Source organism: Massilia sp. NP310, from assembly GCF_019443485.1.
Classification (GTDB): Bacteria; Pseudomonadota; Gammaproteobacteria; order Burkholderiales; family Burkholderiaceae_D; genus Telluria; species Telluria timonae.
The window spans coordinates 5,144,721-5,168,778 of the sequence record NZ_CP080379.1 but is presented as its reverse complement, the minus strand read 5'-3'; the positions used below and the strand labels follow the sequence as shown (position 1 = coordinate 5,168,778).

The 24,058-nt window shown below is 68.0% G+C and carries 20 protein-coding genes; 10 read left to right on the top strand and 10 right to left on the bottom strand.

All coding sequences use genetic code 11. The annotated features are described in order from the left end of the window. Positions 1 to 27 precede the first annotated feature (27 nt). Together KY496_RS22800 and KY496_RS22795 are read right to left on the bottom strand one after the other, a co-directional pair. A complete protein-coding gene (locus KY496_RS22800; protein WP_219862576.1) occupies positions 28 to 438 on the bottom strand; it encodes a hypothetical protein in 411 nt (136 codons plus the stop codon). Continuing rightward, entirely contained in the window at positions 435 to 2,564 is a 2,130-nt protein-coding gene (locus tag KY496_RS22795; protein ID WP_219862574.1) for a hypothetical protein, read from the bottom strand. Before KY496_RS22795 ends, KY496_RS22800 begins: the two co-directional genes overlap by 4 nt. Before the next feature lie 310 nt (positions 2,565 to 2,874). On the opposite strand from KY496_RS22795, the gene KY496_RS22790 reads away from it, so the two are divergent. After that, on the top strand, positions 2,875 to 5,673 hold the full coding sequence (locus KY496_RS22790; RefSeq protein ID WP_219862572.1) for a valine--tRNA ligase: 2,799 nt from the start codon (positions 2,875 to 2,877) through the stop codon (positions 5,671 to 5,673). Positions 5,674 to 5,739: 66 nt separating this feature from the next. On the opposite strand, the gene KY496_RS22785 is transcribed toward KY496_RS22790, so the two are convergent. Both KY496_RS22785 and KY496_RS22780 read right to left on the bottom strand, forming a co-directional pair. Then, positions 5,740 to 7,119 carry a cytochrome P450 gene (locus tag KY496_RS22785; protein ID WP_229520342.1) on the bottom strand — a complete coding sequence of 460 codons (1,380 nt, stop codon included), beginning with the start codon at positions 7,117 to 7,119 and terminating at the stop codon, positions 5,740 to 5,742. 196 nt (positions 7,120 to 7,315) lie between these two features. Further along, complete coding sequence (locus tag KY496_RS22780) at positions 7,316 to 8,341, bottom strand: MBL fold metallo-hydrolase (RefSeq protein ID WP_219862569.1); 1,026 nt, start codon at positions 8,339 to 8,341, stop codon at positions 7,316 to 7,318. A 129-nt stretch (positions 8,342 to 8,470) separates the two neighbouring features. Between KY496_RS22780 and KY496_RS22775 the strand changes: the two genes are divergently transcribed. Continuing rightward, entirely contained in the window at positions 8,471 to 9,082 is a 612-nt protein-coding gene (locus KY496_RS22775; RefSeq protein WP_005667954.1) for a TetR/AcrR family transcriptional regulator, read from the top strand. Here KY496_RS22775 and KY496_RS22770 read toward each other — a convergent pair. Beyond that, positions 9,079 to 10,290 carry a PAS domain-containing sensor histidine kinase gene (locus KY496_RS22770; RefSeq protein WP_219862567.1) on the bottom strand — a complete coding sequence of 404 codons (1,212 nt, stop codon included), beginning with the start codon at positions 10,288 to 10,290 and terminating at the stop codon, positions 9,079 to 9,081. The genes KY496_RS22775 and KY496_RS22770 overlap by 4 nt on opposite strands. Next, complete coding sequence (locus KY496_RS22765; protein ID WP_219862565.1) at positions 10,280 to 11,617, bottom strand: sigma-54 dependent transcriptional regulator; 1,338 nt, start codon at positions 11,615 to 11,617, stop codon at positions 10,280 to 10,282. The genes KY496_RS22770 and KY496_RS22765 overlap by 11 nt, the downstream gene beginning before the upstream one ends. A 180-nt stretch (positions 11,618 to 11,797) precedes the next feature. Here KY496_RS22765 and KY496_RS22760 point away from each other — a divergent pair, with 180 nt between their 5' ends. Genes KY496_RS22760 through KY496_RS22750 form a run of 3 tightly spaced genes read left to right on the top strand, consistent with a single transcriptional unit; the run spans position 11,798 to position 16,216 of the window. After that, complete coding sequence (locus KY496_RS22760) at positions 11,798 to 13,078, top strand: efflux RND transporter periplasmic adaptor subunit (protein WP_229520341.1); 1,281 nt, start codon at positions 11,798 to 11,800, stop codon at positions 13,076 to 13,078. Between the two features lie 38 nt (positions 13,079 to 13,116). Continuing rightward, the gene (locus tag KY496_RS22755; protein WP_219862563.1) at positions 13,117 to 13,797 is read left to right on the top strand and encodes an ABC transporter ATP-binding protein; all 681 of its coding nucleotides are present in this window, start codon (positions 13,117 to 13,119) and stop codon (positions 13,795 to 13,797) included. 10 nt (positions 13,798 to 13,807) lie between these two features. Beyond that, on the top strand, positions 13,808 to 16,216 hold the full coding sequence (locus KY496_RS22750) for an ABC transporter permease (RefSeq protein WP_219862561.1): 2,409 nt from the start codon (positions 13,808 to 13,810) through the stop codon (positions 16,214 to 16,216). A 4-nt stretch (positions 16,217 to 16,220) separates the two neighbouring features. Here KY496_RS22750 and KY496_RS22745 read toward each other — a convergent pair whose 3' ends face one another. After that, entirely contained in the window at positions 16,221 to 17,702 is a 1,482-nt protein-coding gene (locus KY496_RS22745) for a sodium:alanine symporter family protein (protein WP_005667946.1), read from the bottom strand. 167 nt (positions 17,703 to 17,869) lie between these two features. Between KY496_RS22745 and KY496_RS22740 the strand changes: the two genes are divergently transcribed. From KY496_RS22740 to KY496_RS22725, 4 genes are all read left to right on the top strand, one after another. Continuing rightward, on the top strand, positions 17,870 to 18,067 hold the full coding sequence (locus KY496_RS22740; protein WP_005667945.1) for a hypothetical protein: 198 nt from the start codon (positions 17,870 to 17,872) through the stop codon (positions 18,065 to 18,067). A gap of 91 nt (positions 18,068 to 18,158) precedes the next feature. Continuing rightward, positions 18,159 to 18,611: a DUF2147 domain-containing protein gene (locus KY496_RS22735; RefSeq protein WP_219862560.1), complete on the top strand. Its 453-nt coding sequence runs from the start codon at positions 18,159 to 18,161 to the stop codon at positions 18,609 to 18,611. A gap of 39 nt (positions 18,612 to 18,650) precedes the next feature. Continuing rightward, positions 18,651 to 18,992: an SMR family transporter gene (locus KY496_RS22730; RefSeq protein WP_005667942.1), complete on the top strand. Its 342-nt coding sequence runs from the start codon at positions 18,651 to 18,653 to the stop codon at positions 18,990 to 18,992. A gap of 171 nt (positions 18,993 to 19,163) precedes the next feature. After that, the gene (locus tag KY496_RS22725) at positions 19,164 to 19,631 is read left to right on the top strand and encodes a hypothetical protein (protein WP_071360423.1); all 468 of its coding nucleotides are present in this window, start codon (positions 19,164 to 19,166) and stop codon (positions 19,629 to 19,631) included. Positions 19,632 to 19,638: 7 nt separating this feature from the next. Here KY496_RS22725 and KY496_RS22720 read toward each other — a convergent pair whose 3' ends face one another. Genes KY496_RS22720 through KY496_RS22710 form a run of 3 tightly spaced genes read right to left on the bottom strand, consistent with a single transcriptional unit; the run spans position 19,639 to position 23,170 of the window. Continuing rightward, positions 19,639 to 20,244 carry a response regulator transcription factor gene (locus tag KY496_RS22720; protein ID WP_071360424.1) on the bottom strand — a complete coding sequence of 202 codons (606 nt, stop codon included), beginning with the start codon at positions 20,242 to 20,244 and terminating at the stop codon, positions 19,639 to 19,641. Further along, the gene (locus KY496_RS22715) at positions 20,241 to 21,359 is read right to left on the bottom strand and encodes a sensor histidine kinase (RefSeq protein WP_229520340.1); all 1,119 of its coding nucleotides are present in this window, start codon (positions 21,357 to 21,359) and stop codon (positions 20,241 to 20,243) included. The genes KY496_RS22720 and KY496_RS22715 overlap by 4 nt, the downstream gene beginning before the upstream one ends. Then, the gene (locus KY496_RS22710) at positions 21,356 to 23,170 is read right to left on the bottom strand and encodes a CIA30 family protein (RefSeq protein ID WP_219862558.1); all 1,815 of its coding nucleotides are present in this window, start codon (positions 23,168 to 23,170) and stop codon (positions 21,356 to 21,358) included. The genes KY496_RS22715 and KY496_RS22710 overlap by 4 nt, the downstream gene beginning before the upstream one ends. 485 nt (positions 23,171 to 23,655) lie before the next feature. Between KY496_RS22710 and KY496_RS22705 the strand changes: the two genes are divergently transcribed. Continuing rightward, the gene (locus KY496_RS22705; RefSeq protein ID WP_219862556.1) at positions 23,656 to 24,057 is read left to right on the top strand and encodes a hypothetical protein; all 402 of its coding nucleotides are present in this window, start codon (positions 23,656 to 23,658) and stop codon (positions 24,055 to 24,057) included. Position 24,058: the final 1 nt, after the last annotated feature.

Sequence of the window (24,058 nt, the reverse complement as noted above, 5' to 3'; positions counted from 1 at the left end):
GATGGGCGGAAAATGAATGTGGTTTTATCACAGCATCGGCGGCTCCTGTTCCAGCGCATGCAGCTGCAGCTCGCCGTTCACGGAACGCACCTCGACGAACGGTGTGCGCGCCGGCGCAATGGCTTGCGCGACCGGCGGCCCGCCGTCGACCGACACTTCGAGCTGCACGCTGTCGGCCGCGGTGTGGACGTCGACCGCGTCCGCACGCGAGATCGTCCAGTCGGTGCTGACGCCGGACCGCTGGTACACCTGCTTGCCGTCGACCCGCACGCTCACGGTATTGTTCTGGAAGCCTTCGCCCAGCCTCACGCGTAATGTCATGACCTTCTTCTCCTCGTTGAGTGCCGGCGCCGGGGCGCCGGACAGGCCGCGCTCGGAGCACGCCTGTCCGGACGATCCCAGCGCCAGCATGACGGCAAATAAAGCCTTGAGCTTCATTGTCCGTCAGGCTTCTTGCCGGGCTGGATCGACATCCGGTTCAGGCTATCCTGCGCTCCGCGTGCGTCCCCGGTCGCATCCTGGACGCAGGACAGGCTGTACAGCACCTGGTCTTCGGACACCGGGTCGAGGACGTGGGCGGCGGTCACGCTCGAAAGCAAGGCGATGCTTTCCTCGGTCCGCGCCGGACGCACGGTGACGGGCCTGCCCTCGCCCGCGTTGACGGTCTTGAATACCCGCGCCGCATTGATGCCCTTGACCATGCGCGCATACGTGGCCAGCGGGTGCGCGCCGAAGCGGTCGATCACCTCGTCGAACGCGTCATTGCCGGAGCGCAGCGAGACGTTGTCCGAACCCTGCAGGTAGAGCAGCACGCCCTGGTCTTCGCCCATGAACAGGTCGGCCAGCGTGTCTTCGTCGCGGGTGACCGGGTAGCGCACCCGGATCGTCAGGATGTCGGACAGCACTTGCGAGCCGTCGAGCGCGGCATAGGCCGCGCGCACGCGGTACTGCCCCGGCTGGTCGAAGTAGAAGCCGCCCTTGCCGTAGCCGATATAGGCGCTGTCGCGCACCTCGTCGTCCACGCCGAGCATTTTCTGGCGTTCGCCGACCAGGTGGTCGATCATCGGCTCGTAGGCAACCACCTGGCCGCTCGGTTTGCTGATGACGACCCTGACCATGCCGAAATCGGGGTGCAGCCAGGTATGGGCGCGGCGTCCGCGGGTGGTGGTGGCCTTCAGCTTGAGTTCGAGCACGACCGGTTCGCCCAGCGCGAAGCTGCGCTGGTGGGTCGAGATCCCGAGCACCAGCCCCGATTCGTCCGAAATCGGATCGGCCAGCACGTCGCGGCCCAGCGACGAACCGACGATGAAGTTGTTGCCGCCCATGATGACGTCGTTGCGGAAACCATGGCGCAGGTGGATCAGTTCCTCGTCGTCGAAGCGGAAGTCGAAGCTGCTCCAGAAACCGGCCGGCCCGCCTTTCGGGTAGTACCACGGGTAATTCATCCACGACAGCGCATCCGGCCGGTCGGGCTTGGGCGGCGAGGCCAGCGATTTCTGCCAGGAGTGCAGCAGGTTGAAGCAGTGGCCGAGTTCGTGCACATAGGTGTACAACTGCAGCCGCTGCTGCTCGGCCGTGGCGCCGCCGATGCCCGCATGGAACACGGCGCAGCCCTGGCGCTGCTTGCCCTGCTGGTCGAACATGATGCCGTACAGGCCGGTGCCATAGTCGTGCTGCTGGGCCACCAGCTGCCAGACGCACCATTGCTGCACGTCGCTCCACAAGGTGAAATGGGTCTGCATCGAGGCGTGCAGCTCGGCATTGCTCCAGGTGGCATTGGCCCCGGCGTCGCCGATATTGATCACATTATTGCCAGCCGTAGGCACCATGCCGATGCCGGCTTCGCCGAAGGCGCTGACCAAGCTCATATTGCGCGCGCTGCCGCCGGACGGCAGCGAACCGGTGTTATAGCTGGCGAACGGCGTGGTGGTGAGATCCGAGACGCTGTCGGTTTCGATGCGCACCGTGCGGAAATGCAGGGACGAAAACGGGCAGTGATAGGACGCGCCCGGCGAATTGGTGACGGTAAAGAACTGCAGGGTCGCGGCCGCCTGCGGCTGCAGAATGTTCACCCGCGGAATGGTGACCTGCACCACCGGCGCGCCGGCCGCGAAGGTGTAGCGGCCCATGCCCTTGACCACGACCTTGGAACTCGACACGGTGACCACCGGGCTGTCCACCACGAAGGAGCCGAAGTACGAGGTGGTCTTGCCGACGGTGTGATAGAAGTCGCCGCTCACCCGTTTCATGGGCCGGCTGCGGTCAACGTCGACCCGCAACTCGACCTGGAAGGCGCCCAGCGCCCCGGCATAGCAGCCGCTCACCGCCTTCTTGATCGGCAGCGGGATCGGCGGAATCGGAAATTTCGGAATCGGCACTGGCGGCACGTGCGGGATTGGCGGCGCCTCCGGCAAGGCGCCGGTCGGGGCCGTGTCGTGGGGCTCGCCCAGCCCCAGTTCGCCATTGCTCAGGCCGGACACTTCTTCGTAGCTCATCTGGCTGCTGTTTTCCAGCAGCGCCTCTTCGCCGGCGTTTTCAACCCCAGTTGGATCTATTTGTGACATGGTGTTACTCCTCGATGCAAACTTCATCGCGTGCGCGGCCAGGCAGTCCCGGCCACGTCCCGGTATGGCAAGCTCGTCCTCCCTTGAATGCGGATGTGGTGCTTGGACCGTGGAGATGCGGTGCGCGATTCGTCCAGGCCGCCGACATTCGGCGCGATCGGAGACGCGTTTAGAGGAAAATCAAAGGAACTTCACTGAGGGAGAACGAGATCGGCGGGCGCAGGATTCAGGCGATGCCGCCGGGATAGGCTGGGGATGCAAGGTGACCTATAATGGTTCTTTCGCAAAAAATTTCACCTACCACCACATCATGGAATTAGCCAAGTCTTTCGAGCCAGCCGATATTGAACAGTTCTGGCGCGCCGAGTGGGAAAAGCGCGGTTACTTCGCCGCCACCATGGACGAGGGCAAGCCGTCCTTCAGCATCCAGCTGCCGCCGCCGAACGTGACCGGCACCCTGCACATGGGCCACGCGTTCAACCAGACCGTCATGGACGGCCTGACCCGCTACTACCGCATGCGCGGCTATAACACCGCCTGGGTGCCGGGCACCGACCACGCCGGCATCGCGACCCAGATCGTGGTCGAGCGCCAGCTCGACGCCCAGAAGATCTCGCGCCACGACCTCGGCCGCGACGCGTTCCTGGAAAAAGTCTGGGAGTGGAAGGAAAAGTCGGGCAACACCATCACCGGCCAGATGCGCCGCCTGGGCGCCTCGGCCGACTGGCAGCGCGAATACTTCACGATGGACGACGTGCGCTCGAAGTCGGTGGTCGAAGTCTTCGTGCGCCTGTACGAGCAGGGCCTGATTTACCGCGGCAAGCGCCTGGTCAACTGGGACCCGGTGCTGGGCACGGCCGTGTCCGACCTCGAAGTCGATTCGCAGGAAGAAGACGGCTCGATGTGGTACATCCAGTACCCATTGGCCGACGGCAGCGGCCACCTGACGGTCGCCACCACCCGTCCCGAGACGATGCTGGGCGACGTCGCGGTCGCGGTCGACCCGACCGATGAACGGTATACGAGCCTCGTGGGCAAACTGATCAAGCTGCCGCTCACCGGCCGCGAGATCCCGATCATCGCCGACAGCTACGTCGACAAGGAATTCGGCACCGGCTGCGTCAAGATCACCCCGGCCCACGACTTCAACGACTACGCGGTCGGCCAGCGCGCGAACCTAGCGCCGATCAACATCTTCACGCTCGACGCGAAGATCAACGAGAACGCGCCGGAACAGTATCGCGGCCTGGACCGCTTCGCCGCGCGCAAGCAGATCGTCGCCGACCTGGAAGCGCTCGGCCTGATGGAACAGATCAAGCCGCACAAGCTGATGGTCCCGCGCGGCGACCGCACCAACGTCGTGATCGAGCCGATGCTGACCGACCAGTGGTTCGTCGCCATGACCAAGCCGGCGCCGGAAGGCACCTTCAATCCGGGCAAGTCGATCACCGAAGTGGCGCTGGAAAAAGTCGCCAGCGGCGAGATCAAGTTCGTGCCCGAGAACTGGAGCACCACCTACAACCAGTGGCTGGGCAATATCCAGGACTGGTGCATCTCGCGCCAGCTGTGGTGGGGCCACCGCATCCCGGCCTGGTTCGCCGAAGACGGCTCCATCATCGTCGCGCGCAATGAAGAAGAAGCCCAGGCCAAGGCCGCCGCGCAAGGCATCACCGGCGCATTGCGCCGTGACGACGACGTGCTCGACACCTGGTTCTCGTCGGCGCTGGTGCCCTTCTCGACCATGGGCTGGCCGGAGGAAACGCCGGACATGAAGATGTTCCTGCCGTCGTCGGTGCTGGTCACCGGCTTCGACATCATCTTCTTCTGGGTGGCGCGCATGGTCATGATGACCGCCCACTTCACCGGCAAGGTGCCGTTCGAGACCGTGTACGTGCACGGCCTCGTGCGCGACTCGCAGGGCCAGAAGATGTCGAAGTCGAAGGGCAATACGCTCGACCCGATCGACCTGATTGATGGGATAGATCTCGATAGCCTGGTCGCCAAGCGCACCACCGGCCTGATGGACCCGCGCGCGGCCGAGAAGATTGCCAAGGCGACCCGCAAGGAGTTCCCGGAAGGGATCCCGGCCTTCGGCACCGACGCCGTGCGCTTCACCATGGCGAGCTACGCTTCGCTGGGCCGCAACATCAACTTCGACCTGGGCCGCGCCGAGGGTTATCGCAACTTCTGCAACAAGCTGTGGAACGCGACCCGCTTCGTGATGATGAACACCGAAGGCAAGGACTGCGGCGCCCCGGCTGCCGAGGACCTGTCTCCGGCCGACCGCTGGATCATCTCGCTGATGAACCGCGTCGAGCTCGACGTCGCGAAAGGTTTCGCCGACTACCGCTTCGACAATATCGCCAGCAGCATCTACAAGTTCGTGTGGGACGAGTACTGCGATTGGTACCTCGAAGTCGCCAAGGTGCGCGTCCAGCAGGGCACGGAAGCGCAGCAGCGCGCCACCCGCCACACCCTGCTGCGCGTGCTGGAAGTGATCCTGCGCCTGGCGCATCCGATCATCCCGTTCGTGACCGAAGCCCTGTGGCAGAGCATCGCGCCGCTGGCCGGCAAATCCGGCGAGACCATCATGCTGCAGCCGTATCCGCTGGCCGACACCTCGCTGATCGACGAGGACGCCGAAGCGTGGATGGAGCAGTTCAAGGCGCTGACCGACGCCACCCGCAACCTGCGCGGCGAGATGTCGCTGTCGCCGTCGGTGCGCGTGCCGCTGATCGTCGAGCCGGGCAACGAGGAAGACCGCGCCAGGATGGCGGTGTTCGCGCCGTACATCCAGCTGCTGGGCAAGCTCGCCGAAGTGCAGATCGTGGACGCGCTGCCGGAATCGCCGGCCGCGGTGTCGATCGTCGGCACCACCAAGCTGATGCTGAAGGTCGAGATCGACGTCGCCGCCGAACGCGAGCGCCTGTCGAAGGAGATCGCGCGCGTCTCCGGCGAGATCGCCAAGGCCGAGGGCAAGCTGTCGAACGAGAGCTTCGTTGCGCGCGCGCCGGCCGCCGTGGTGGCGCAAGAGAAGGAGCGCGTGGCGAACTTCTCGGCCACCTTGGCCAAAATGCAGGAGCAGTTGGCGAAGCTGCCGGCGGCTTGACCGGACTTGCACCCGGTTCAAACGCGGCTTCGGCCGCGTTTTTTGTTGGGGGACGGCGTGGCGGCGTTATCGTAACGCGAAGCGCAAGCCGTAATTGTCCAGCGTCCCCGGCAGCTGCGCCGGGTCCAGTCGACCTTGCGGCAGCAGCCGCAAGGTTTTCCCGTCCGCGCCCGCATCGATCAAGGCCCCCAGCATCACGCTGGTCAGCATCAGCACCAGATTGCGCGCCGGGCACGTCACCGGTCCGCTGCTGAACGGAATCAAGGGCCAATCGCGATCCTGCGCATCCCTCACCTTATCGTCCTTCAACCACAACTCGGGCGCAAACCGGTTGGCGCATGCCATGCGCCGGTCATCCCGATGGAAGAACGGCGTGAACACCAGCACCCCGGTCCCTGCCGGCATCGTGTCTCCGCTCCAGTCGGTATCGCGCGTCGTCTGGCGCAGGATCGCCGGCGTCGTCGGCCACAGGCGCAGCGATTCCAGCACGGTGGCGCGCAGGAACGGCAGATATTGCCGCGCCATGCCGGGATGGCTGCGCAGTTCTTCGCGCGCGCGCTCCGCCTGCTCAGGATGTGCCGCCAGCAGCGCCAGCGCGCGGAAGGTGGCCATGCCGGCGGCGTCGAAGGCAAACAGCCATTGCGGCACCTGCTGGTTCGGCGCCGCATCGGGCGTCCTGGGAACGCTCGCCGCGACCGCTGCCAGGCTGCCGGGTTCGGCGCGCTCGAGGTAGGCCTGGATGCGCGCGAGGAAGCGTTGGCGCGTAACGGTCTTCCTGGGACGCATGAATGCCCAGTTGGCCGCCTGGCGCAGCGCGATGATCATGTCGCTGATTTCCTGGTCGCCGGCTGCGGCGTCGCCGAAGACGATGCGCCGCACCAGGCGGGTCCAGCCGGCGTTGAAGCCATCCCAGTCGAGTTTTCCCTGGCGACGCGCGCGGTCCAGGATGCGCCCGGCCTCATCGTCGACGGCCGGCAGGAACTGGCCCACCATGTGATGGACGGCGCGTTCATGCTCGAGCACTTCCTCGTTGAAGCGGCGCCGCTCGGCGCGCTCGCGGCCGCACGAAATCAATGCTCCTTCGGGCTCGAAATGCGACAGCGCGGCGCGCTTTTCGCTGCTGGCGGCGCTGAACGGTTCCGGCGATTCGTCCAGCACCCGGCGCACGTGTTCCGGCGCCAGCAGGACGGCCTGCTTGCGGATCGGCAGCGGCAGCATCAGCGGCCCGTCTCCATACTTGTCGCGCAGCTTCTGCATGCGGCGCACCGCACGCGCGTCCAGCCCAAGGCGCTCGGCCAGCGCCACCATCTTGGGGCGGCGCACGATCACGCCCTTGGCAAAGGTCGGGGCCAGCACCTCCACGGCCAGGGCCGCCGTGTCGATCGCGCCGGCGGTGGCCAGGCCACCATGTCTTGCCGCGCCTGCCCTGCGGGAAGACTGGGACATCCATTTAGCTGCTGCGACACCCCCGGCCAAACCGAGCGCGCCGGCAAGCAGCAAGTTCCGATTGCGTTTGTTCATGTCAGCCACTCTCCAGATTCGTCACGAACGGGCACGGCCCGGCATGTGCCTGACAGTCCAGTTCGTCATGTGGACTTTACGACAAGAACGTCAATGGCGACGCACGGCGCCTACTTCGCGCCTACTTTATGGCGCGCCACCATGCGCGCCCGGAATGCGGCTGGCGCAGGTCGACTGCCTCGCCCATCTCCGGCGTGGTCAGCCTGACGCCCTTGTCGTCGGCCAGCTGCGCGATGCGGTCGAACGGATCCTGCCAGCGATGCATCCCCAGGTCGAAGGTGCCGTTATGCACGGGGAACAGCCAGCCGGCGTCCAGGTCGAGGAAGGCCTGCATGGTTTCCTCGGGCTGCATGTGCACGTCGGGCCAGCGCTTGTCGTAGGCGCCGGTTTCCAGCAGCGCCACGTCGAACGGGCCGAACCTGGCGCCGATCTCCTTGAAGCCCTTGAAGTAGCCGGTGTCGCCGCTGAAGAACAGACGCAGGTCGTCGTGCTGGATCACCCACGAGGCCCACAGGGTCGTGTTCGCATCGGCCAGGGTGCGGCCCGAGAAATGCTGGGCCGGCGTCGCGGTGACGCGCACGCCGCCCACTTCCGTTCCCTGCCACCAGTCGAACTGGCGCACCTTGGCCTGGTCCACGCCCCAGCCGACCAGCCGGTCGCCCACGCCCAGCGGCGTCAGGAACAGGTCCGTCTTCGCGGCCAGCGCCTTCACGGCGGCGTAATCGAGGTGGTCGTAGTGGTCGTGCGACAGGATCACGGCCTTGATGGGCGGCAGTTCGTCGATCGAGATCGGCGGCGCATGGAAGCGCGCCGGGCCGGCCCATTGCACGGGCGAGGCGCGTTCAGAGAAGACCGGATCGGTGAGATAGAACTCGCCGCCGAGCTTGATCAGCATGGTCGAGTGGCCGAGGCGGTACAGCGTGTTGTCGGGCGCGGCCAGCAATGCCGCCTGGCTCAGGCTGCGCACCGGCACCGCCTGCTCGGGAATCGTGCCCTTTGGTTTGTCGAACAGGAAGATCCACCACAGCTTGGCCATCTCGCCAAAACTCATCTTGTGCATCTCGACCGGGTTACGGTATTTCCCGTCGTGGAATTGCGGCGAGGCCGGCGCGGTGGCAGTGCTGGCGATGGAGGTGCAGGAAGCCATGATAGCGAGTGCTCCAAGTAAGAGAGTGCCGAGAAGTAGGCGCATGGTGTCGATGGATAGTCATAAAGTACACTACACAGTGTAGTATCGAAATTTGAAAAAGTAAACTACTGAGTGTAGAATTCGCGTATGCACACGCCGACCCGCCTGACCGACCGAAAACGCAGCGCCATCCTGGCTGCCGCTGCCGAGCAGTTTCGCGTCCACGGTTACGAAGCCGCGAGCATGGATGCCATCGCGGCGCTTGCGGAAGTCTCGAAGCGCACCGTCTACAACCACTTCGCCAGCAAGGAAGAGCTGTTCGCCGAAACGGTGATGCAGATGTTCGAAAGCAGCGCCGGCGAGCTCGAACTGGGCTACCGTCCCGAGCGCAGCCTGCGCGCGCAGCTGGTCGAATTGATGGCGCTGAAGATGCGCACCCTGGCCGATCCGGAATTCATCGCGCTGGCGCGGGTGGCGATCGGCGAGGCGATCCACGCGCCCGAGCGCACGCTGCCCATCCTGGCGCGCCTGGGCGAGCGCGAAGAAGGCGTCACGGCCTGGATCCGCGCGGCCCAGGCCGACGGCAAGCTCAAGGCGGGCGACCCGTCGTTCGCCGCCACGCTGCTGCAGGGCCAGATCAAGACCTTCGCCTTCTGGCCGCAGATCGCGATGGGCGCCGCGCCGCTCGCGCCGCAAGAACAGGAGCGCGTCATCGACGCCGCGGTGTCGATGTTCCTGTCGTATTTCGCGGCCGGCTAGAAACCGATCACGAAGCGGGCGCCCTGGCCCACCGATTTCGCATAGCGCACCGTGCCGCCGTTGGCATGGACCAGGTGGCGCACCATCGCCAGCCCGATCCCCCCGCCCTGCTTCTTCGTCGTATAGAACGGCGTGAAGATGTGGGGGACCGAGGCCTCGGGAATGCCCGCGCCATCGTCCACGACCTCGATGCGCAGGCGGCTGCCGCGCACCAGGCGCGCCTCGACCCGGGCCTGCCCGCCGGCCCGGGTGGCTTCGAAGGCGTTCTTGAGCAGGTTGATCAGCGCCTGCTCCAGCTGGCCCGGATCCACCATCAACTCCAGCGAGGCCGGTTCGACCGTGAACCTCACGTTCCCACCGCGCGCGCGCCAGCCTGGTCCCACCAGCGCATCGACCCGATCGAACAAAGCGGCCAGCGCCACCCGCTCGGGCCGCGCTGCCGGCAGGTTCGACAGGCTGCGGTAGCTGGCGACGAAATCGACCAGGCTGTCGGCGCGGCGGTTGATCGCATCCAGCGCCGTCTTCAGGTCGGCGCCGACGTCCGGCGGCAGGCCGGCCGCGGATCCGTCCAATGCGTCGTCCAGCAGGTCGCGCGCGGTGCGCGACAGCGAAGCGATCGGCGTCAGCGAATTCATGATCTCGTGGGTCAGCACGTGCACCAGCTGGCGCCACGACTTGAGGGCTTCGGCCTCCAGCTCGCTCTCGACCGGCATCAGCGCGGCGAGGCGCTGCGGCGCGCCGTGCAGGGTCAGCATCGAGACCGCCGCCAGCGCCCGCTCGACGCCGCGCTCGGACTCGAATTCGACCAGCCTCCGCTGTCCCGCCTGCGTGGCCAGCTGGCGATACAGCGCGCCGGCGTCGAGCGCGCGACCCGGCGCGACCAGCTTGCGCGCGCTGGCGTTGAGCGGTGCCACGCTGTCGGCGGCGTCAATCGAGAACAAGGCGATCGGCGCATGCTCGAGCCGCGCCTCGAAGGCCAGCGCGCTGTCGAGCAGCGCGCGCTGATCTATGCCGGCATCCGGCACCACGAGCGGCGCCGGGTGCGCCCGGGCCAGGCGCTCCACGCACCACCACAGCAACGCCAGCAGCGGCAAGGCCGCCAGCGCGCACGTCACCTGCAGGCGCGGCGAATCGTGCAGCACGCCCGCGCCGAACGCCAGCGCCAGCATGCCGGTCAGGGCAATCCAGATGCCGGCCCTAGATCCCATGCTTGCCCAGCTTGCGGTACAGCGCGGCGCGGCTCAGGCCCAGCAGGCGCGCGGCCAGGCTGATGTTGCCCCTGGCCTGCTCCATGGCGGCCGCGATGGTCTCGCGCTCCAGCGCGCCGAGCTTGAATTCTTCCCCTGCCGGCGCGGACGCCGCTACCGGCGGCGGTGGCGGCGGCGCCAGGCCGAAATCGTCGACATGGTAGTCGGGACGGTTGCCGAGGATGACCGCGCGTTCGCAGGCGTGGCGCAGCGCCCGCACATTGCCCGGCCAGTCCCGGGCGCACAAGCGCTCGAGCGCGCCCGGCGCCAGCTCGCGCACCGGCCGGCCATACTGGCTTTCGTACAGCGAAAGGTAGTGGTGCAGCAGCGCCGGGATATCGCCCCGCCGTTCGCGCAGCGGCGGCACGCGGATCACGATCGTGTTCAACCGGAACAGCAGGTCGGTGCGGAACACCGCCGCATCAAACAGGCTCGCCTCGTCGAGATTGGTGGCGCTGACGATGCGCACGTCGACCGGCTCCGCGCGGTCGGCGCCGACCGGCGTCACCTGGCGCCGCTCCAGCGCCGTCAGCAGCTTGGCCTGGGCGCCCAGCGGCATGTTGCCGACCTCGTCGAGAAACAGCGTGCCGCCGTGGGCGGCCTGGAAACGGCCCGCGCGGTCGGACCTGGCGTCGGTGAAGGCGCCGCGCCGGTGGCCGAACATCTCGCTCTCGAAAGTCGCCTCCGGCAAGGCGCCCATGTCGACCGCCAGGAAGGCGCCGTGCGCGCGGCTGGACGCCGCGTGGATGGCGCGCGCCACCAGTTCCTTGCCCACGCCGTTCTCGCCCAGCACCATGACGTTGGCCATGGTCGGCGCCACGCTGGCGATCATCGCCTTGACGCCCTGCATGGCCGGCGAGTCGCCCATCAGGCCGGCGTCGACGCCGGCGCTCCTCGCGCCACGGCGCGCCAGCGCGGCGTCGACCGCCGCCAGCAGGCGCGCATTGTCCCAGGGCTTGGTGATGAAGTCGCCGGCGCCGCGCTTGAGCGCTTCCACCGCCAGCGGCACGTCGGCATAGGCGGTCAGGACGATCACGGCCGGCGCGGCGGCCATGGCGCGCAGGCGGTCGAGCACCGCGAGGCCCTCGGCGCCGTCGATGCTGCCCGGCGTGAAGTTCAGGTCGAGCAGGACCACGTCCGGCACGCCGGCTTCCAGCACGGATGCGAGCCGCGCCGGATCGCCGAGCGTCGCCACCGCGCCGTGGCGCCGCCGCAGCAGCATCTGCGCGGCGCAAGCGACGTCGGGGTCGTCGTCGAGGATCAGGATGCGCGCGGCGGATTGGCTCATGGAGGTGCGGGAAAACAGGTCAGCAGGCATTCTAGCAGCGCGCAATGGCGCCGTGCGGCCGTCCCCGCGCACCTGTCCGCAAGCGCACACCCCACCTGTCCGGAACCGGACAGGTGGGCGCGAAAAAACCTCCAGCGGCCCGCAAAATCGCCTGGCACGGCGCTTGCAAACGATGCCGGCATGGACCAGATACCCCCACCCGCCGTCACCGGCGCCGCCATGGACGCGCAGTTGCCGCCACGGCGCGGCCGCCGCGCCATGCGCCTCGCGCTGTCGTTCGCCGTTCTTGCCGCCGGCGCCCTGCTGCTGTGGCAGTGGCTGCCGCGCGGCCTCGCGGTCGAGACGCGCGACCTGCGCATCGCCACGGTCGAAGCGGGCACCTTCCGCGACGAGATCGTCGTGCGTGCGCTGGCCGAGCCGCTCAATTCGGTCATGCTCGACGCGGTCGAATCGGGCCGCGTCGAGGAAGTGTTCGCCCGCGACGGGCAGATGGTGAAGAAAGGCGAGCTGCTGTTTCGCCTGTCGAACCCGCAGCGCAACCTGGAACTGCTGGCGCGCCAGGCGGAACACGCGCAGCAGATCTCGAACCTGGCCAACCTGCAGGTGGCGCAGGAAGCGGTGCGCACCGACCACCAGCGGCGCCTGAACGACCTCGCCTTCGCGCTCGACCAGGCCGACAAGCAGCATGCCCGCAACCTGCGGCTGGCGCGCGCCGGCTTCATCTCGGCGGTGGCGCTGGAGGAATCGGGCGACAGGCTGGCGCGGGCGCGCCGCGCGCTGGACGAGGAAGGACGCGGCATGGCGCGCGAGCAGGACGTGCGCGGGCGCGCGCTGGCGCAGATGGACCAGGCGATCCGCGGCCTGGCCTCGGGCCTCGACCTGGTGGCGGCCACGGTCGATGCGCTGGCGGTGCGCGCGCCGAGCGACGGCGTGCTGACCGACTTCCGGCTGCTGGTCGGCCAGGCCGTGCGCCAGGACCAGGCCATCGGCCGCATCGACGACCCGGACCGCTTCAGGCTCAGCGCCCAGGTCGACGAGTTCTACCTGAACCGGGTCACGCCCGGCCGCGAAGGGCGCGTCACCCAGGACGGCAAGACCCATGCGCTGCGGGTCAGCACCGTCTACCCGCAGATCAAGGAAGGCCGCTTCAGCGTCGAACTGGTGTTTACCGGGCGCCAGCCGGACGTGATCAGCCCCGGGCAAGGCATGGACGTGCAACTCACGCTCGGCCAGTCGGCCCGGGCCCTGCTGCTGCCGAACGGCGCCTTCGCCAACGACGGCGGCGGCGCCTGGGTCTTCGCGCTGGCCGACGGCGGCCACGCCGAGCGGCGCGCGGTGAAGCTGGGACGGCGCAACAACACCCAGGTCGAGGTGCTGCATGGCCTGGCCCCTGGCGACCGGGTCATCGTGTCCGGTTATGCGGGCTTCGGCGAGGCCAGGCTGCTGCGGCTCACCGATTGAACCAGGTTTATCATCGATATCTCAACAGGAAACTCCTTATGCTCAAACTTTCAGGCGTCAGCAAGATCCACTTGGCCGGCGAAGTCCGGACCACGGCCCTCGACCGCATCGACCTCGAGATCGGCGCCGGCGAATACGTCGCCATCACCGGCCCTTCCGGCTGCGGCAAGTCGACCCTGCTCGGGGTGCTCGGCCTGCTCGACGTGCCGACCTCGGGCGCCTTCCTGTTCGACGGCCATGACGTCAGCGGCTGGAGCGAGGCGCGCCTGAACGGGCTGCGGCGCGGCATGGTCGGCTTCATCTTCCAGAGCTTCAACCTGATCGAGGAATTGAGCGTGTTCGAGAACGTCGAACTGGCGCTCGAATACACCGGCGTGCCGGGCGCCGAGCGCCGGCGCCGCGTGCAGGCCATGCTGGAACGCCTGGGCGTGGCCCACCGCAGCAAGCACCGGCCGTCGCAGCTCTCGGGCGGCCAGCAGCAGCGGGTGGCGATCGCGCGCGCGCTGGTGGCCGGGCCGGCCGTCCTGCTGGCCGACGAACCGACCGGCAATCTCGACACCGCCCACGGCGACGAGGTGATGCGCCTGCTGCGCACCATCAATGCCGAGGGCACGACGGTGGTGATGGTCACCCACTCGCCCGCGCATGCGGCCCAGGCCTCGCGCACGGTGCGCCTGCTCGACGGGCGCATCGTGGTCGACGCGCTGCAGGCGGCGTGAGGAGACCGATATGCTGCTGCGCGACTTTCGTATCGGCTGGCGACTGCTGGCCAAGGACCGCTCGTATTCGGCGGTCGTGATCCTCGGGCTGGCGACCGGCATCGCCGCCTGCTTCCTGCTGCTTGGCCTGGTGCGCCACGCGTTCTCGTACGACCGCCACGTGCCGCAGCATGAACAGGTATTCCGGCTGCTGCAACGCTGGAACCTGGAGCTGCTCGGGACCAAATGGGATCCCATGGCGAGCCTGCCCGCGCGCGACGCCGCGCTGGCCAGCGGCCAGCCGGTGCTCGCCACGGCCTTCGTGTCGCGCCCCCTGGATGCGCGGGTCGGCAACCAGGTCAAGGCTTTCAGGCTGACCCTGGTCGATCCGGCCTTCCAGCAGATCTTCTCGCCAAGGGTGCTAGCCGGCGACCTGCAGGCCGCGCTCGCCAGGCCCGGGGCGCTGGCGCTGAGCCGCGCCACGGCGCTCAAGCTGTTCGGCCGCATCGACGCGATCGGCGCCACGCTGCAGGGAGACGGCGCCACCTATACCGTGGCGGCGGTGCTGGAAGACCAGCCCGCGGCCACGACGACGCCGTACGAGGCGCTGGCCGGCTTCGACGGGCCCTTCCTTCCCGCCGAAGTGCGCCGCGAACTGGAGACTTCATGGGGCTTCAGCGGCGGCGCCGTCTATGTGAAACTGCTGGACGGCGCCGATCCGGAGCGCGTGCTCGACAACATCCGGCGCCAGCTGCGCGAGTCGTCCCTGGTGCGGCGCAATTTCGCCGAACAGGTGGCGGCCCTGGGCGGGCGCGACCTGATCGACTACCGGCTCGACCCGCTCGCGGATGCCTACCTGGCGCCCGACGTGGATGGCGCGATGATCGAGCACGGCAACCGCCAGGGCATGCTGGGCCTGGCCGTGGTGGCCGGCCTGATCCTGCTGCTGGCGGCGACCAATTACGTCAACCTGGCCACCGTGCGCACGCTCGCGCGCCAGCGCGAGATCGCGATGCGCAAGGTGCTGGGCGCGTCGGCGCCGGCGGTGGCGCGCCAGTTCCTGGCCGAGTCGGTGTTGATCTGCCTGCTCGCCACCCTGCTCGGGCTGTTGCTGGCCTGGCTGCTGCTGCCGGCGTTTTCCGACCTGGTGCAGCGCGAGTTCGATGCCATGTTCAGCCCTGTCGCGCTGGCCGCCACGCTGGCGCTCGGGCTGCTGCTCGGCCTGGCCGCGGGCGCGTACCCGACCTGGTCGGCGCTGCGCGTGCGCCCCGGCGCCGCGCTGGCCGGACGCGGCGCCAGCGAGACCGCGCGCGGCCTGTGGCTGCGGCGCGTGCTGACCGTCGTGCAGCTGGCGACCGCCATGGGTTTGACGGCCACGACGCTGGCGGTGAGCTGGCAGACGCGGCATGCCAGCGCGCTCGATCCCGGTTTCGACATGGCGCCGCTACTGATGTTCCCGGCCATTAACGACGCGCGCGACGCGCGCATCCGGGCCCTGCGCGACGAAATCGCGCGCCTGCCCGACGTGGCCGGCGTGGCCCTGTCGCATATGCCGTTCAGCGTCGGGCACAACATCACCAGCCTGCGGCGCGAGGGCGGCGCGGTGATCGACCTGCAAAACTATGCGGTCAGCCCGGAATTCTTCGACGTGTTCGGCGTCAAGCCGCTGGCGGGACGCCTGTTCGATGCGGCGCTCGACCAGCCGAAGCAGCCCGACCGGGTCGTGATCAATGCCAGCGCCGCGCGCCGGCTGGGCTTCGCCAGCCCGCACGACGCGATCGGCAAGACGCTTCTCAGGCCCGGAGCAGGCCGGGACGCGGTGCGCATCGTCGGCGTCGCCCCCGACATCCGCCACCGCTCGGCGCGCGACGAGCAAGCGCCGGCCGCCTACGTCCTGAACGACCGGGTCGGCATGTTCACGGTGCGCACCCGCGCCACCCCCGATGCGACCGCGCGCGCCATCGAGGCGCTGTGGCCGCGCCACTTCCCGAACGAGACCCTGGGCGTCATGCGCATGCAGAAGGTGGCCACGGACCTGTTCTACGCCGACGACCTGCGCCTGTCGCAATTGCTGGCCGCGTCGAGCGCCATCGCCAGCGCCATCGCGGCCTTCGGCATCTATGTGCTGGCCGCCTACACCGTGCAACGGCGGGAAAAGGAGATCGTGCTGCGCAAGCTGTATGGCGCCAGCCGCGGCGCGATTGGCCGGCTGGTGGCGCGCGACATCGGCCTGCTCGTGGCGGGCGGGGCCGCCCTCGGCCTGCCGCTGGCCTGGATCGCGATCGAGCACTACCTGACAGGTTTCGCCACCCGGGCGCCGATCGGCGGCTGGACGCTGGCGCTGGGACTGCTGCTGGCCTGCGCGGTGACGCTGGCGGCCACCCTGCGCCACGCGCTGGCGGCGATGCGCCTGCGGCCGGCGCAGGCGCTGCGCGAATAGCGTCTTACTTTACCGGCGTGTCGAGGCGCACGCTATCTTGCTGCGTGGGCGACGCGGCGTTACGCTGCACCCAATAGTCGGCGTTCTTGATGCCGAGCGCGACCGGATCGAAGACCGGATCCTTGCCGGCTTTCTTCTGCGCTTCGTAGTCGCGCAGGCACTTGAAAGCGACGTTGCGCAGCAGGACGATCGCCACGATGTTCAACCAGGCCATCAGGCCTACGCCCATGTCGCCCAGCGCCCAGGCGACATCGGCGGTCTTGACAGCGCCGTAGACGGTAGCGGCCACGATCGCGATCTTGAGCGCGAAATTCAGCCACGGATGGCGCGCATGGCGGTCCATGTAGGCGATATTGGTCTCGGCGATATAGTAATAGGCGACGATCGTGGTGAAGGCGAAGAACAGTAGCGCGATCGCCACGAACAGCGCGCCGAAGCCCGGCATCACGTTCTCGAGCGCGGTCTGCACGTAGCCGGGGCCGGCCGCCACGCCCTGCACGCCGACGAACATCTGGGTGCCGTCCGGCGCCTCGACGTTGTACTGGCCGGTAATCAGGAGCATGAAGGCGGTGGCCGAGCACACGAACAGGGTGTCGATGTAGACCGAGAAGCCCTGCACCAGGCCCTGCTTGGCCGGATGGCTGACTTCGGCGGCGGATGAGGCGTGCGGGCCGGTGCCCTGGCCTGCCTCGTTCGAGTACACGCCGCGCTTGACGCCCCACATGATGGCCATGCCGATGATGGCGCCAAAGCCGGCGTCAAGGCCGAAGGCGGAGCTGACGATCAGCGAGATTACCGCCGGCAACTGTTCAATGTGCAGGAACACGATGACGCAGGCAACCACGATATAGCCCAGCGCCATGAAAGGCACCACCAGCTCGGCGAAGGTCGCGATGCGCTTGACGCCGCCGAAAATGATGAAGGCCAGCGCAATGGCCAGGACGGCGGCGGTGACGTTCGGATCGATGCCGACGGCCGTCTTCAGCCCCTCGGCGATCGAGTTGGCCTGCACGCCGGGCAGCAGCAGGCCGGTGGCGAACACCGTCGCGATCGCGAAGGTCCAGGCATACCATTTGATGCCCAGGCCCTTTTCGATATAGAAGGCGGGACCGCCGCGGTACTGCTTGCCGATCTGCTCCTTGTAGACCTGGCCCAGCGTCGACTCGACGAAGGCCGAGCTGGCGCCCAGGAAGGCTACCACCCACATCCAGAACACCGCGCCAGGACCGCCGAAGGTGATGGCGGTGGCCACGCCGGCGATGTTGCCGGTGCCGACCCGGCCGGCGAGCGTCATCGTCAGTGCCTGGAAGGAGGACACGCCCTGCTCCGAGCTTTTTCCTTCAAGCATCAGGCGGGTCATCTCCCGCACATGGCGCACCTGCAGGAATCGTGACCGGAGCGAAAAATACAGCCCCACGCCCAGGCACAGCGCGATCAGCGCGGGGCTCCAGATGATGCCATTGATGGCGGTTACCAGATCGTTCATGCAAAGTCCTTGTCGCGTGGGAGAGGTTGAAGATTTACCTTTGGTAAAGATGCCACAAGATACATTAATTAGAGGGAAATTTGCATCGAAAAAAAATAGATTGGCCTCGCAATCGAGCACCGTTTCATGAGAAATGGCATCTAATAAATACATGATACGATCTGCCCATGGACCGACGAAGCGACTACAAGACCTCCCTGCGCATCGACGCCGTGATTCACGAGGCGTCCATCGACCAGCGCACCAGCGCCGCGCGCCAGCTCGCCGAGCTCGGCGTGCCGCTGGAAGTGACGATGCGGGTGCTGACCCGCCCGGCCGAGCGGCGCCACCAGGTCACGCCGGAAGACGTGCGCAACGCGCCGTAGTTTTGGAGGGAATCCTCTGATTTCAGGCCGTCCTGTCTCCAGGCGACTTTGCTACACTCTGCCGTACCAACAACAATACTGGAGACCTACCATGCGCCACCTGATGCACGTCGGCCTGATCACCGCCGCCATGCTCGCCCTGCCCACCGCCGCCCTCGCGCAGAGCGCCTCGCCGGTCGGCACCTGGAAAACCATCGATGACGAAACCGGCAAGCCGAAGGCGCTGGTGCGCATCACCGAAGAAGGCGGCGTCCTGACCGGCAAGATCGAGAAACTGTTCCGCCCGGCGGACCAGGACCAGAATCCCAAGTGCGTCAAGTGCAGCGACGCGCGCAAGGACCAGCCGATCATCGGCATGACGATCCTCTCCGGCCTCAAGAAAGAAGGCAACGAATACACCGGCGGCCAGATCCTCGATCCGTCCAACGGCAAGACCTACAAGAGCAAGGCCAGCCTGGCCGACAACGGCAGCAAGCTCGAAGTGCGCGGCTATGTCGGCGCCCCGATGTTCGGCCGCACCCAGACCTGGCAGCGCGAACAATAAACCCCAACGCGGCCCGGCGACGGGCCGTTTTTCTTCCTGATGACCCTGAATCAAGCCTATATCTTCCTTGGCTTTGCCATCGTCGCCGAAGTGATCGGCACCACCGCCCTCAAGGCCTCCGACAGTTTTACCCGCCCGCTGCCGAGCCTGATCACGGTCGGCTGCTACGCCCTGTCGTTCTACCTGCTCACCTTCAGCCTGCGCGTGCTGCCTACCGGCATCGCCTATGCGATCTGGTCCGGTGTCGGCATCGTGCTCATCTCCCTGGTCAGCTGGTTGTATTTCCGGCAAAGCCTGGACCTGGCGGCGATCGCCGGCCTGGCCCTGATCATCGCCGGCGTGCTGGTCATCAACCTGTTTTCGAAGAGCGTGGGTCACTAGAACACGCCTGGTTCACGCGCCAGGCAATGTCGGCTATGCTGACGTCAAGATCGTGTCAACCTCGCGTCAACCGCGACGTGTTGCCGGACGTTACTTCCTGCCCACCTTCGAGGCGCCATGAAACCAACTTCCGTAGCACGTGCCGCACGACCCGTCTTCCGCGGACGGGCCATGCGCGTGATTCGCCTGCTCAGCCTGGCTGGCGGCGTGTTCGGCATCCTGTTACCGGCCGCCTTGCTGGCCTCGACCGCGCACGGCATCCCGGACTGGATCGAGCCGTATATCGTGCTGGTCGGCGTGGCGCTCGGCTCGGGCGGCTTTTTCCTGGTCGCGATGGCCGGCCACCGCATGAACCGCGACGCCATGCTGCGCTCGTTCGCCGCCCTGCTCCTGATGATGCCCTTCGGCGCCAGCGGCATCGTGATCTGGCATGCCAGCAATATGCTGATGGTCTGGCTGTGCACCTTCCTCTTGATGCTGACGATCTTGCTGTACCTCAGCTTCATCTATCCGCTGACCCATGTGCCGCAGCAGCCGATCGTGCCCAGGACGCCTTCCCGGCGTGCACCCAAGCCTATGCAATGGGTCCCGCTACGGCGCAACGGCCAGCGCGAACGCCGCTTCACGCAGCCATCATAGCCAGCCGTCATAGCCAACCCGCATCGCGCGCCATCCGGTACGCTTCCACGCGATTCCCGGCGCCCAGCTTGCTGATCGCCTCCGACAGATAGTTGCGCACCGTCCCCTCCGACAGGTGGACCTGGCGCGCGATCTCGACGCTCGAGCGCCCTTCTCCCGCCAGGCGCAGCACTTGCCGTTCGCGCTCGGTCAGCGGGTCGCCGCCGCCGTTCCAGCTTTCCAAAGCCAGCTCGGGCGCGATCGCGCGCCCGCCGCCATGCACGACGCGGATGGCGTCGGCCAGCGCCTCGACCGGCGCATCCTTGAGCAGGTAGCCGCGCACGCCCGCCTCCATCGCGCGCCGCAGGTAGCCGCTGCGGGCGAAGGTCGTCACCACCACCACGCGGCACGCCAGCTTTCTCGACGACAGCGCCTGCGCCAGTTCGATGCCGGTCATGTGCGGCATCTCGATATCGGTCAGCACGATGTCGGGAACGAGGCGCTCGCACAGGGCCAGCGCCTCGCGGCCATCGAGCGCGCCGGCCACCACCTCGATGTCCGGCTCCAGCCGCAGCAGCGCGCTCAGGGCCCCCAGCACCAGCTTCTGGTCTTCGGCGATCAGGACGCGGATCATGCCGGCACCTGCAGCTCGAGCGCCAGGCCGTCGCCGGCCGCCAGTTTCAAGCGCCCGCCGAGCGCCGCCACCCGCTCCTGCATGCCGGCCAGCCCATTGCCATGCCTTAACTCATCGGTATCGCGCAGGCGGCCGTCGTCGTGCACGCGCAGCACGGCGTGGCCGGCTTCGCGGCTCAGCGACAGCGTGCAGCGCGACGCCCGGGCGTGGCGCACGATGTTCGTCACCGCTTCGCGCACCGCCAGCGCCAGCACGTGCTCGGCGGCCGGGGCCAGCTCGATGCGCTCGACCCGTTCGTCGAGCGCCACGTCGGCCGCCTGCAGGCTGGCGCGGGCGCTGGCCAGGGCCTGGGCCAGGCCGCTCTCGCGGTAGCCGGTGACGGCCGTGCGCACCTCGGCCAGGGCGGTGCGCGCGCTGGCTTCGATGTCGGCGATTTCGCGCGCGCAGGCGGCGTCGTCGCGGCCGGCCAGCTTGCGCGCCAGTTCGGCCTTGAGGGCGATCAGCGACAGCGAATGGCCGAGCAGGTCGTGCAGGTCGCGCGAGATGCGTTCGCGCTCGGCGATGCGCGCCATGTGCTCGACTTCTTCCTGCTTGCGCATCAGGCGGGCGCGCGAGTCGCGCAGGCGCTGGTCCATCAGGGTCGACAGGCCCACCGGCAGGCCGACCAGCAGCAGCGGCAACAGGAACACCAGCTGCATCCGGCCCTCGACCAGGAACGACGCCGCCGTCCCACCGGCGAGCACCGCCAGCATGCCGCCGACGGCGTGGCCGGGCCGCGGGATGCGGGCGCACATGGCGCAGGCAAAGATGAAGAAGCAGGCGGCGCCCGGATTCCAGTGCGCCCACGCTGCGCCGAGCAGGCAGCCGGCCGCCACGCAGGCGTGGACCTGCCAGCCGCGTGCCCAGAAGCTGAAGCAGTACAGCGCGACGAAGACCGGCAGCGTCAGCGCCAGCAGGGCCGCCTCCAGCGCGCCGGGCGCCACATAGGCGAACTTCCAGAACAGGTAGCCGAGCGACAGCAGCCACAGGTATTGCAGCCTGCCGTAGGCGGGCGGGATCCAGGGGCGCGCCAGCGCGTTTCGGAGCGTCGTCATCATGGTTGGCTCGGTCATCATTCTTGCTCCAGCAGGCGCACGTCGGCGAGTTCGAAGCGGTAGTCGCCCGGTTGCGGTCCGGCACTGAATGCTAGCATGGCGACGGCGGCCGGATCGATGCCGGCGAAGGCCGACAAGGGCACGCTCACTTCTTCCCATTCCCCCTTGGCCACGAAGGGCACCATGGCTGGCCGCTGGCTGCCGGCGCCCATCATCATCACCTGGTAGGTCTTGCCGTCGCCGCGCACCTTGAAGCGCAGGATCTTCGCCGCGCTCAGGTCGGCCGGCTGCATCGGCTGGGCGCCGGGCATGAAGGCCACGCTGGACCAGGCGAACGGCAGGCCCGGCGCGACCGTGGCGCGCACCGCCAGCGGCACTTGCCCGTCGGGCAGCGGCGGCAGCACGTCGAGCCTGACGGTCGACTTGCCGCCCGCGAACTGGTCGGTCGACGGCAGCCAGCCGCTGCCGAACGGGCTGCCCAGGCGGCTGGCGCTGAAGTGGCTGATGCGGCCATCCGGCGGCAGCGCCTGGCGGGTGGCGCCGCCGCTTTCCTGCGCCACCCGCTGGCGTCGCGCATCGCGCAGGGGATTGGCGCTCTGGCCATCCTTCCACACCTCGACGATGTGGCGCGTGGCCCGGACGTCGGCCGCGGGATTGCCCTCGACCAGCAGCAGGTCGGCCTTGCAGCCCCTGGCGATGCAGCCGCGCCGGCCCAGCCTGAAGGCCGCGGCCGGCGCGCTGGTGGCGGCGGCCAGCGCCTCGGCCGGACTCAGGCCGGCCTCGACCAGCGCCGCCAGTTCGCGGTGCATGCTGATGCCGTACAGGGTGCCGGCGTTGCCCGCATCGGTCCCGGCCAGGATCGGCACGCCGGCCTTGCGCAATGCCGCGGTGACGGCTTTCGGCGCCGCCAGCGCCTGCGGCCGCGCCTGCGCGCCATAACGCGCCTTGAGCGTGGCGGCGCCTTCGCGGTCGACCAGCGCCGCCAGCCGGGCGTCGGCGAGCAGGTCGTCGCCGCGCACGCCGGCCATGCTTTCCAGGACCGCGAAGGTCGGGATCACGAAGGCGCCCCTGGTCCTGGCCAGCCGGGCCAGGCCGTCGACAGCCTGTCGATCGGGCGCGGCGCCCAGGAACAGGTGCACCAGGCCGTCGGCGCCGGCCTCCAGCGCGGCGCGCGCATCGCGCTCGTTGCTGACGTGGACCACGGCCAGCTTGCCGCGCAGGTGGGCGGCCACGATCAGCGCCCTGGCGGTCGCCAGGTCGAGCGAATTCATGCTGCTCGTGCCCTGCCCGCCGGCTTCGAGCACGATCTTGATGAAGTCGGAGCCTTCGGCGATACGCGCGTCGACGAAGTCGCGCGCCTGCTCCGGCCGGCTCAGGGTCGGGATGGGCAGGCCGTACTGGGTGCCGTGCCCGTTCGGGGCGGTGGCCAGGGTGCCGGCCGAGAACATGTCGGCCCGCCCCGCATTGCGGCCGGCCGCCATGCTGCCCTTGACCTCCTGCATCAGCGGCACGGCGGTGAACATGTCGACCTGCGTGGTGACGCCGAACAGCAGCGGCAGGTCGAGCTGCCTGAACGCGTGGGTATGGGCATCGATCAGGCCCGGCAGCAGGGTGCGACCGGCGCCGCCGACGATGCGGCTGCCCGCGGGCGGCGCGCCGCGGAAGTCGGCGTCGACGATGACGCCGCCCTCGAACAGCACCGAACGGCGTTCGTGCACGGCCTTGCCGTCGAAGACGCGCACGTCCTGGACCAGGGTGGCGGCGGCCAGGGTCGTGCCGGACAGGGTGAAGCCGATGGCGGCGGCGATTGCTTTCAGGACGGGAGTGGACATGGTTTCCTCACGAGTTGGTGTGAAACCAGTATGTCGGTGCCGCCGCCGGCCCGACAGAATCGCTTGCCATCAATCCTGGCTGACAAATGTCATCCGCCCAGTTCCGGATGCTGCCATCCGGATCGCATCGCGCTTCCTTCCACTCAGACTTGGTAGCCGCCGCCGACCTCGATCGACTCGGCATTGACCCAGGCCAGTTCCGGACCCGGCAGGCTGGCGATCACGCGCCCCACTTCATCCGCCTCGCCCACCCGTCCGAGCGCTGTCTGCGATGCGCGACGCGGCGCGGATCGCCGCGCATGCGCGCGGAAATACCGTGCGATCGGCGACCGGGATGTGACAAGGCGTCGCGCACGAAGAAACAATTATGACAAGTATTTTTTCTTGTGTGCTATCTTGGTTCCACTGCCGGACAGGCAGCATGTTTTTCGTATGGCTATCCATGAACCGACGTTTGTCGTCTCTTCACCCTGCAAGGATGTGCCATGATCTTTCTTCGACTCGCCAGCCTGATGGCCGGCGTGCTGGTGCTCATCGCACCCGCCATACTGATCCGCGTCGGCGGCATACCTCCTGATACGGGCCGGGCCGGCGCGGCGCTGGCCTGCGTGGTGCTGGCCTCGAGCGGTTTCATCATGATCGGCATGGCGGGCCAGCGCCTGCGCCGCTCGGCCTTGCTGCGCACGGCGGCCGCGATCCTGCTGGGCGTGCCGACGGTCGCCAGCGCCGCACTGCTGTGGCGCGGCAGCTCGCCCGCGGTATTGTGGCTGGCCGGCGCCGTCATCGGCTTGAGCGTGCTGCTGTACCTGAAGCTCGTCTACCGGCCTGCGCCCCTCCTCGCCGCGCTGTTGCAGCGGCGGCGCCGTCATCCCGCGCCGGGTCCCTGAG

Coding starts and splice junctions, on each gene's coding strand:
- KY496_RS22800 (WP_219862576.1), bottom strand. CDS start 438: ATGAAGCTCAAGGCTTTATTTGCCGTCATGCTGGCGCTGGGATCGTCC.
- KY496_RS22795 (WP_219862574.1), bottom strand. CDS start 2,564: ATGTCACAAATAGATCCAACTGGGGTTGAAAACGCCGGCGAAGAGGCG.
- KY496_RS22790 (WP_219862572.1), top strand. CDS start 2,875: ATGGAATTAGCCAAGTCTTTCGAGCCAGCCGATATTGAACAGTTCTGG.
- KY496_RS22785 (WP_229520342.1), bottom strand. CDS start 7,119: ATGTCCCAGTCTTCCCGCAGGGCAGGCGCGGCAAGACATGGTGGCCTG.
- KY496_RS22780 (WP_219862569.1), bottom strand. CDS start 8,341: ATGGCTTCCTGCACCTCCATCGCCAGCACTGCCACCGCGCCGGCCTCG.
- KY496_RS22775 (WP_005667954.1), top strand. CDS start 8,471: ATGCACACGCCGACCCGCCTGACCGACCGAAAACGCAGCGCCATCCTG.
- KY496_RS22770 (WP_219862567.1), bottom strand. CDS start 10,290: ATGGGATCTAGGGCCGGCATCTGGATTGCCCTGACCGGCATGCTGGCG.
- KY496_RS22765 (WP_219862565.1), bottom strand. CDS start 11,617: ATGAGCCAATCCGCCGCGCGCATCCTGATCCTCGACGACGACCCCGAC.
- KY496_RS22760 (WP_229520341.1), top strand. CDS start 11,798: ATGGACCAGATACCCCCACCCGCCGTCACCGGCGCCGCCATGGACGCG.
- KY496_RS22755 (WP_219862563.1), top strand. CDS start 13,117: ATGCTCAAACTTTCAGGCGTCAGCAAGATCCACTTGGCCGGCGAAGTC.
- KY496_RS22750 (WP_219862561.1), top strand. CDS start 13,808: ATGCTGCTGCGCGACTTTCGTATCGGCTGGCGACTGCTGGCCAAGGAC.
- KY496_RS22745 (WP_005667946.1), bottom strand. CDS start 17,702: ATGAACGATCTGGTAACCGCCATCAATGGCATCATCTGGAGCCCCGCG.
- KY496_RS22740 (WP_005667945.1), top strand. CDS start 17,870: ATGGACCGACGAAGCGACTACAAGACCTCCCTGCGCATCGACGCCGTG.
- KY496_RS22735 (WP_219862560.1), top strand. CDS start 18,159: ATGCGCCACCTGATGCACGTCGGCCTGATCACCGCCGCCATGCTCGCC.
- KY496_RS22730 (WP_005667942.1), top strand. CDS start 18,651: ATGACCCTGAATCAAGCCTATATCTTCCTTGGCTTTGCCATCGTCGCC.
- KY496_RS22725 (WP_071360423.1), top strand. CDS start 19,164: ATGCGCGTGATTCGCCTGCTCAGCCTGGCTGGCGGCGTGTTCGGCATC.
- KY496_RS22720 (WP_071360424.1), bottom strand. CDS start 20,244: ATGATCCGCGTCCTGATCGCCGAAGACCAGAAGCTGGTGCTGGGGGCC.
- KY496_RS22715 (WP_229520340.1), bottom strand. CDS start 21,359: ATGATGACCGAGCCAACCATGATGACGACGCTCCGAAACGCGCTGGCG.
- KY496_RS22710 (WP_219862558.1), bottom strand. CDS start 23,170: ATGTCCACTCCCGTCCTGAAAGCAATCGCCGCCGCCATCGGCTTCACC.
- KY496_RS22705 (WP_219862556.1), top strand. CDS start 23,656: ATGATCTTTCTTCGACTCGCCAGCCTGATGGCCGGCGTGCTGGTGCTC.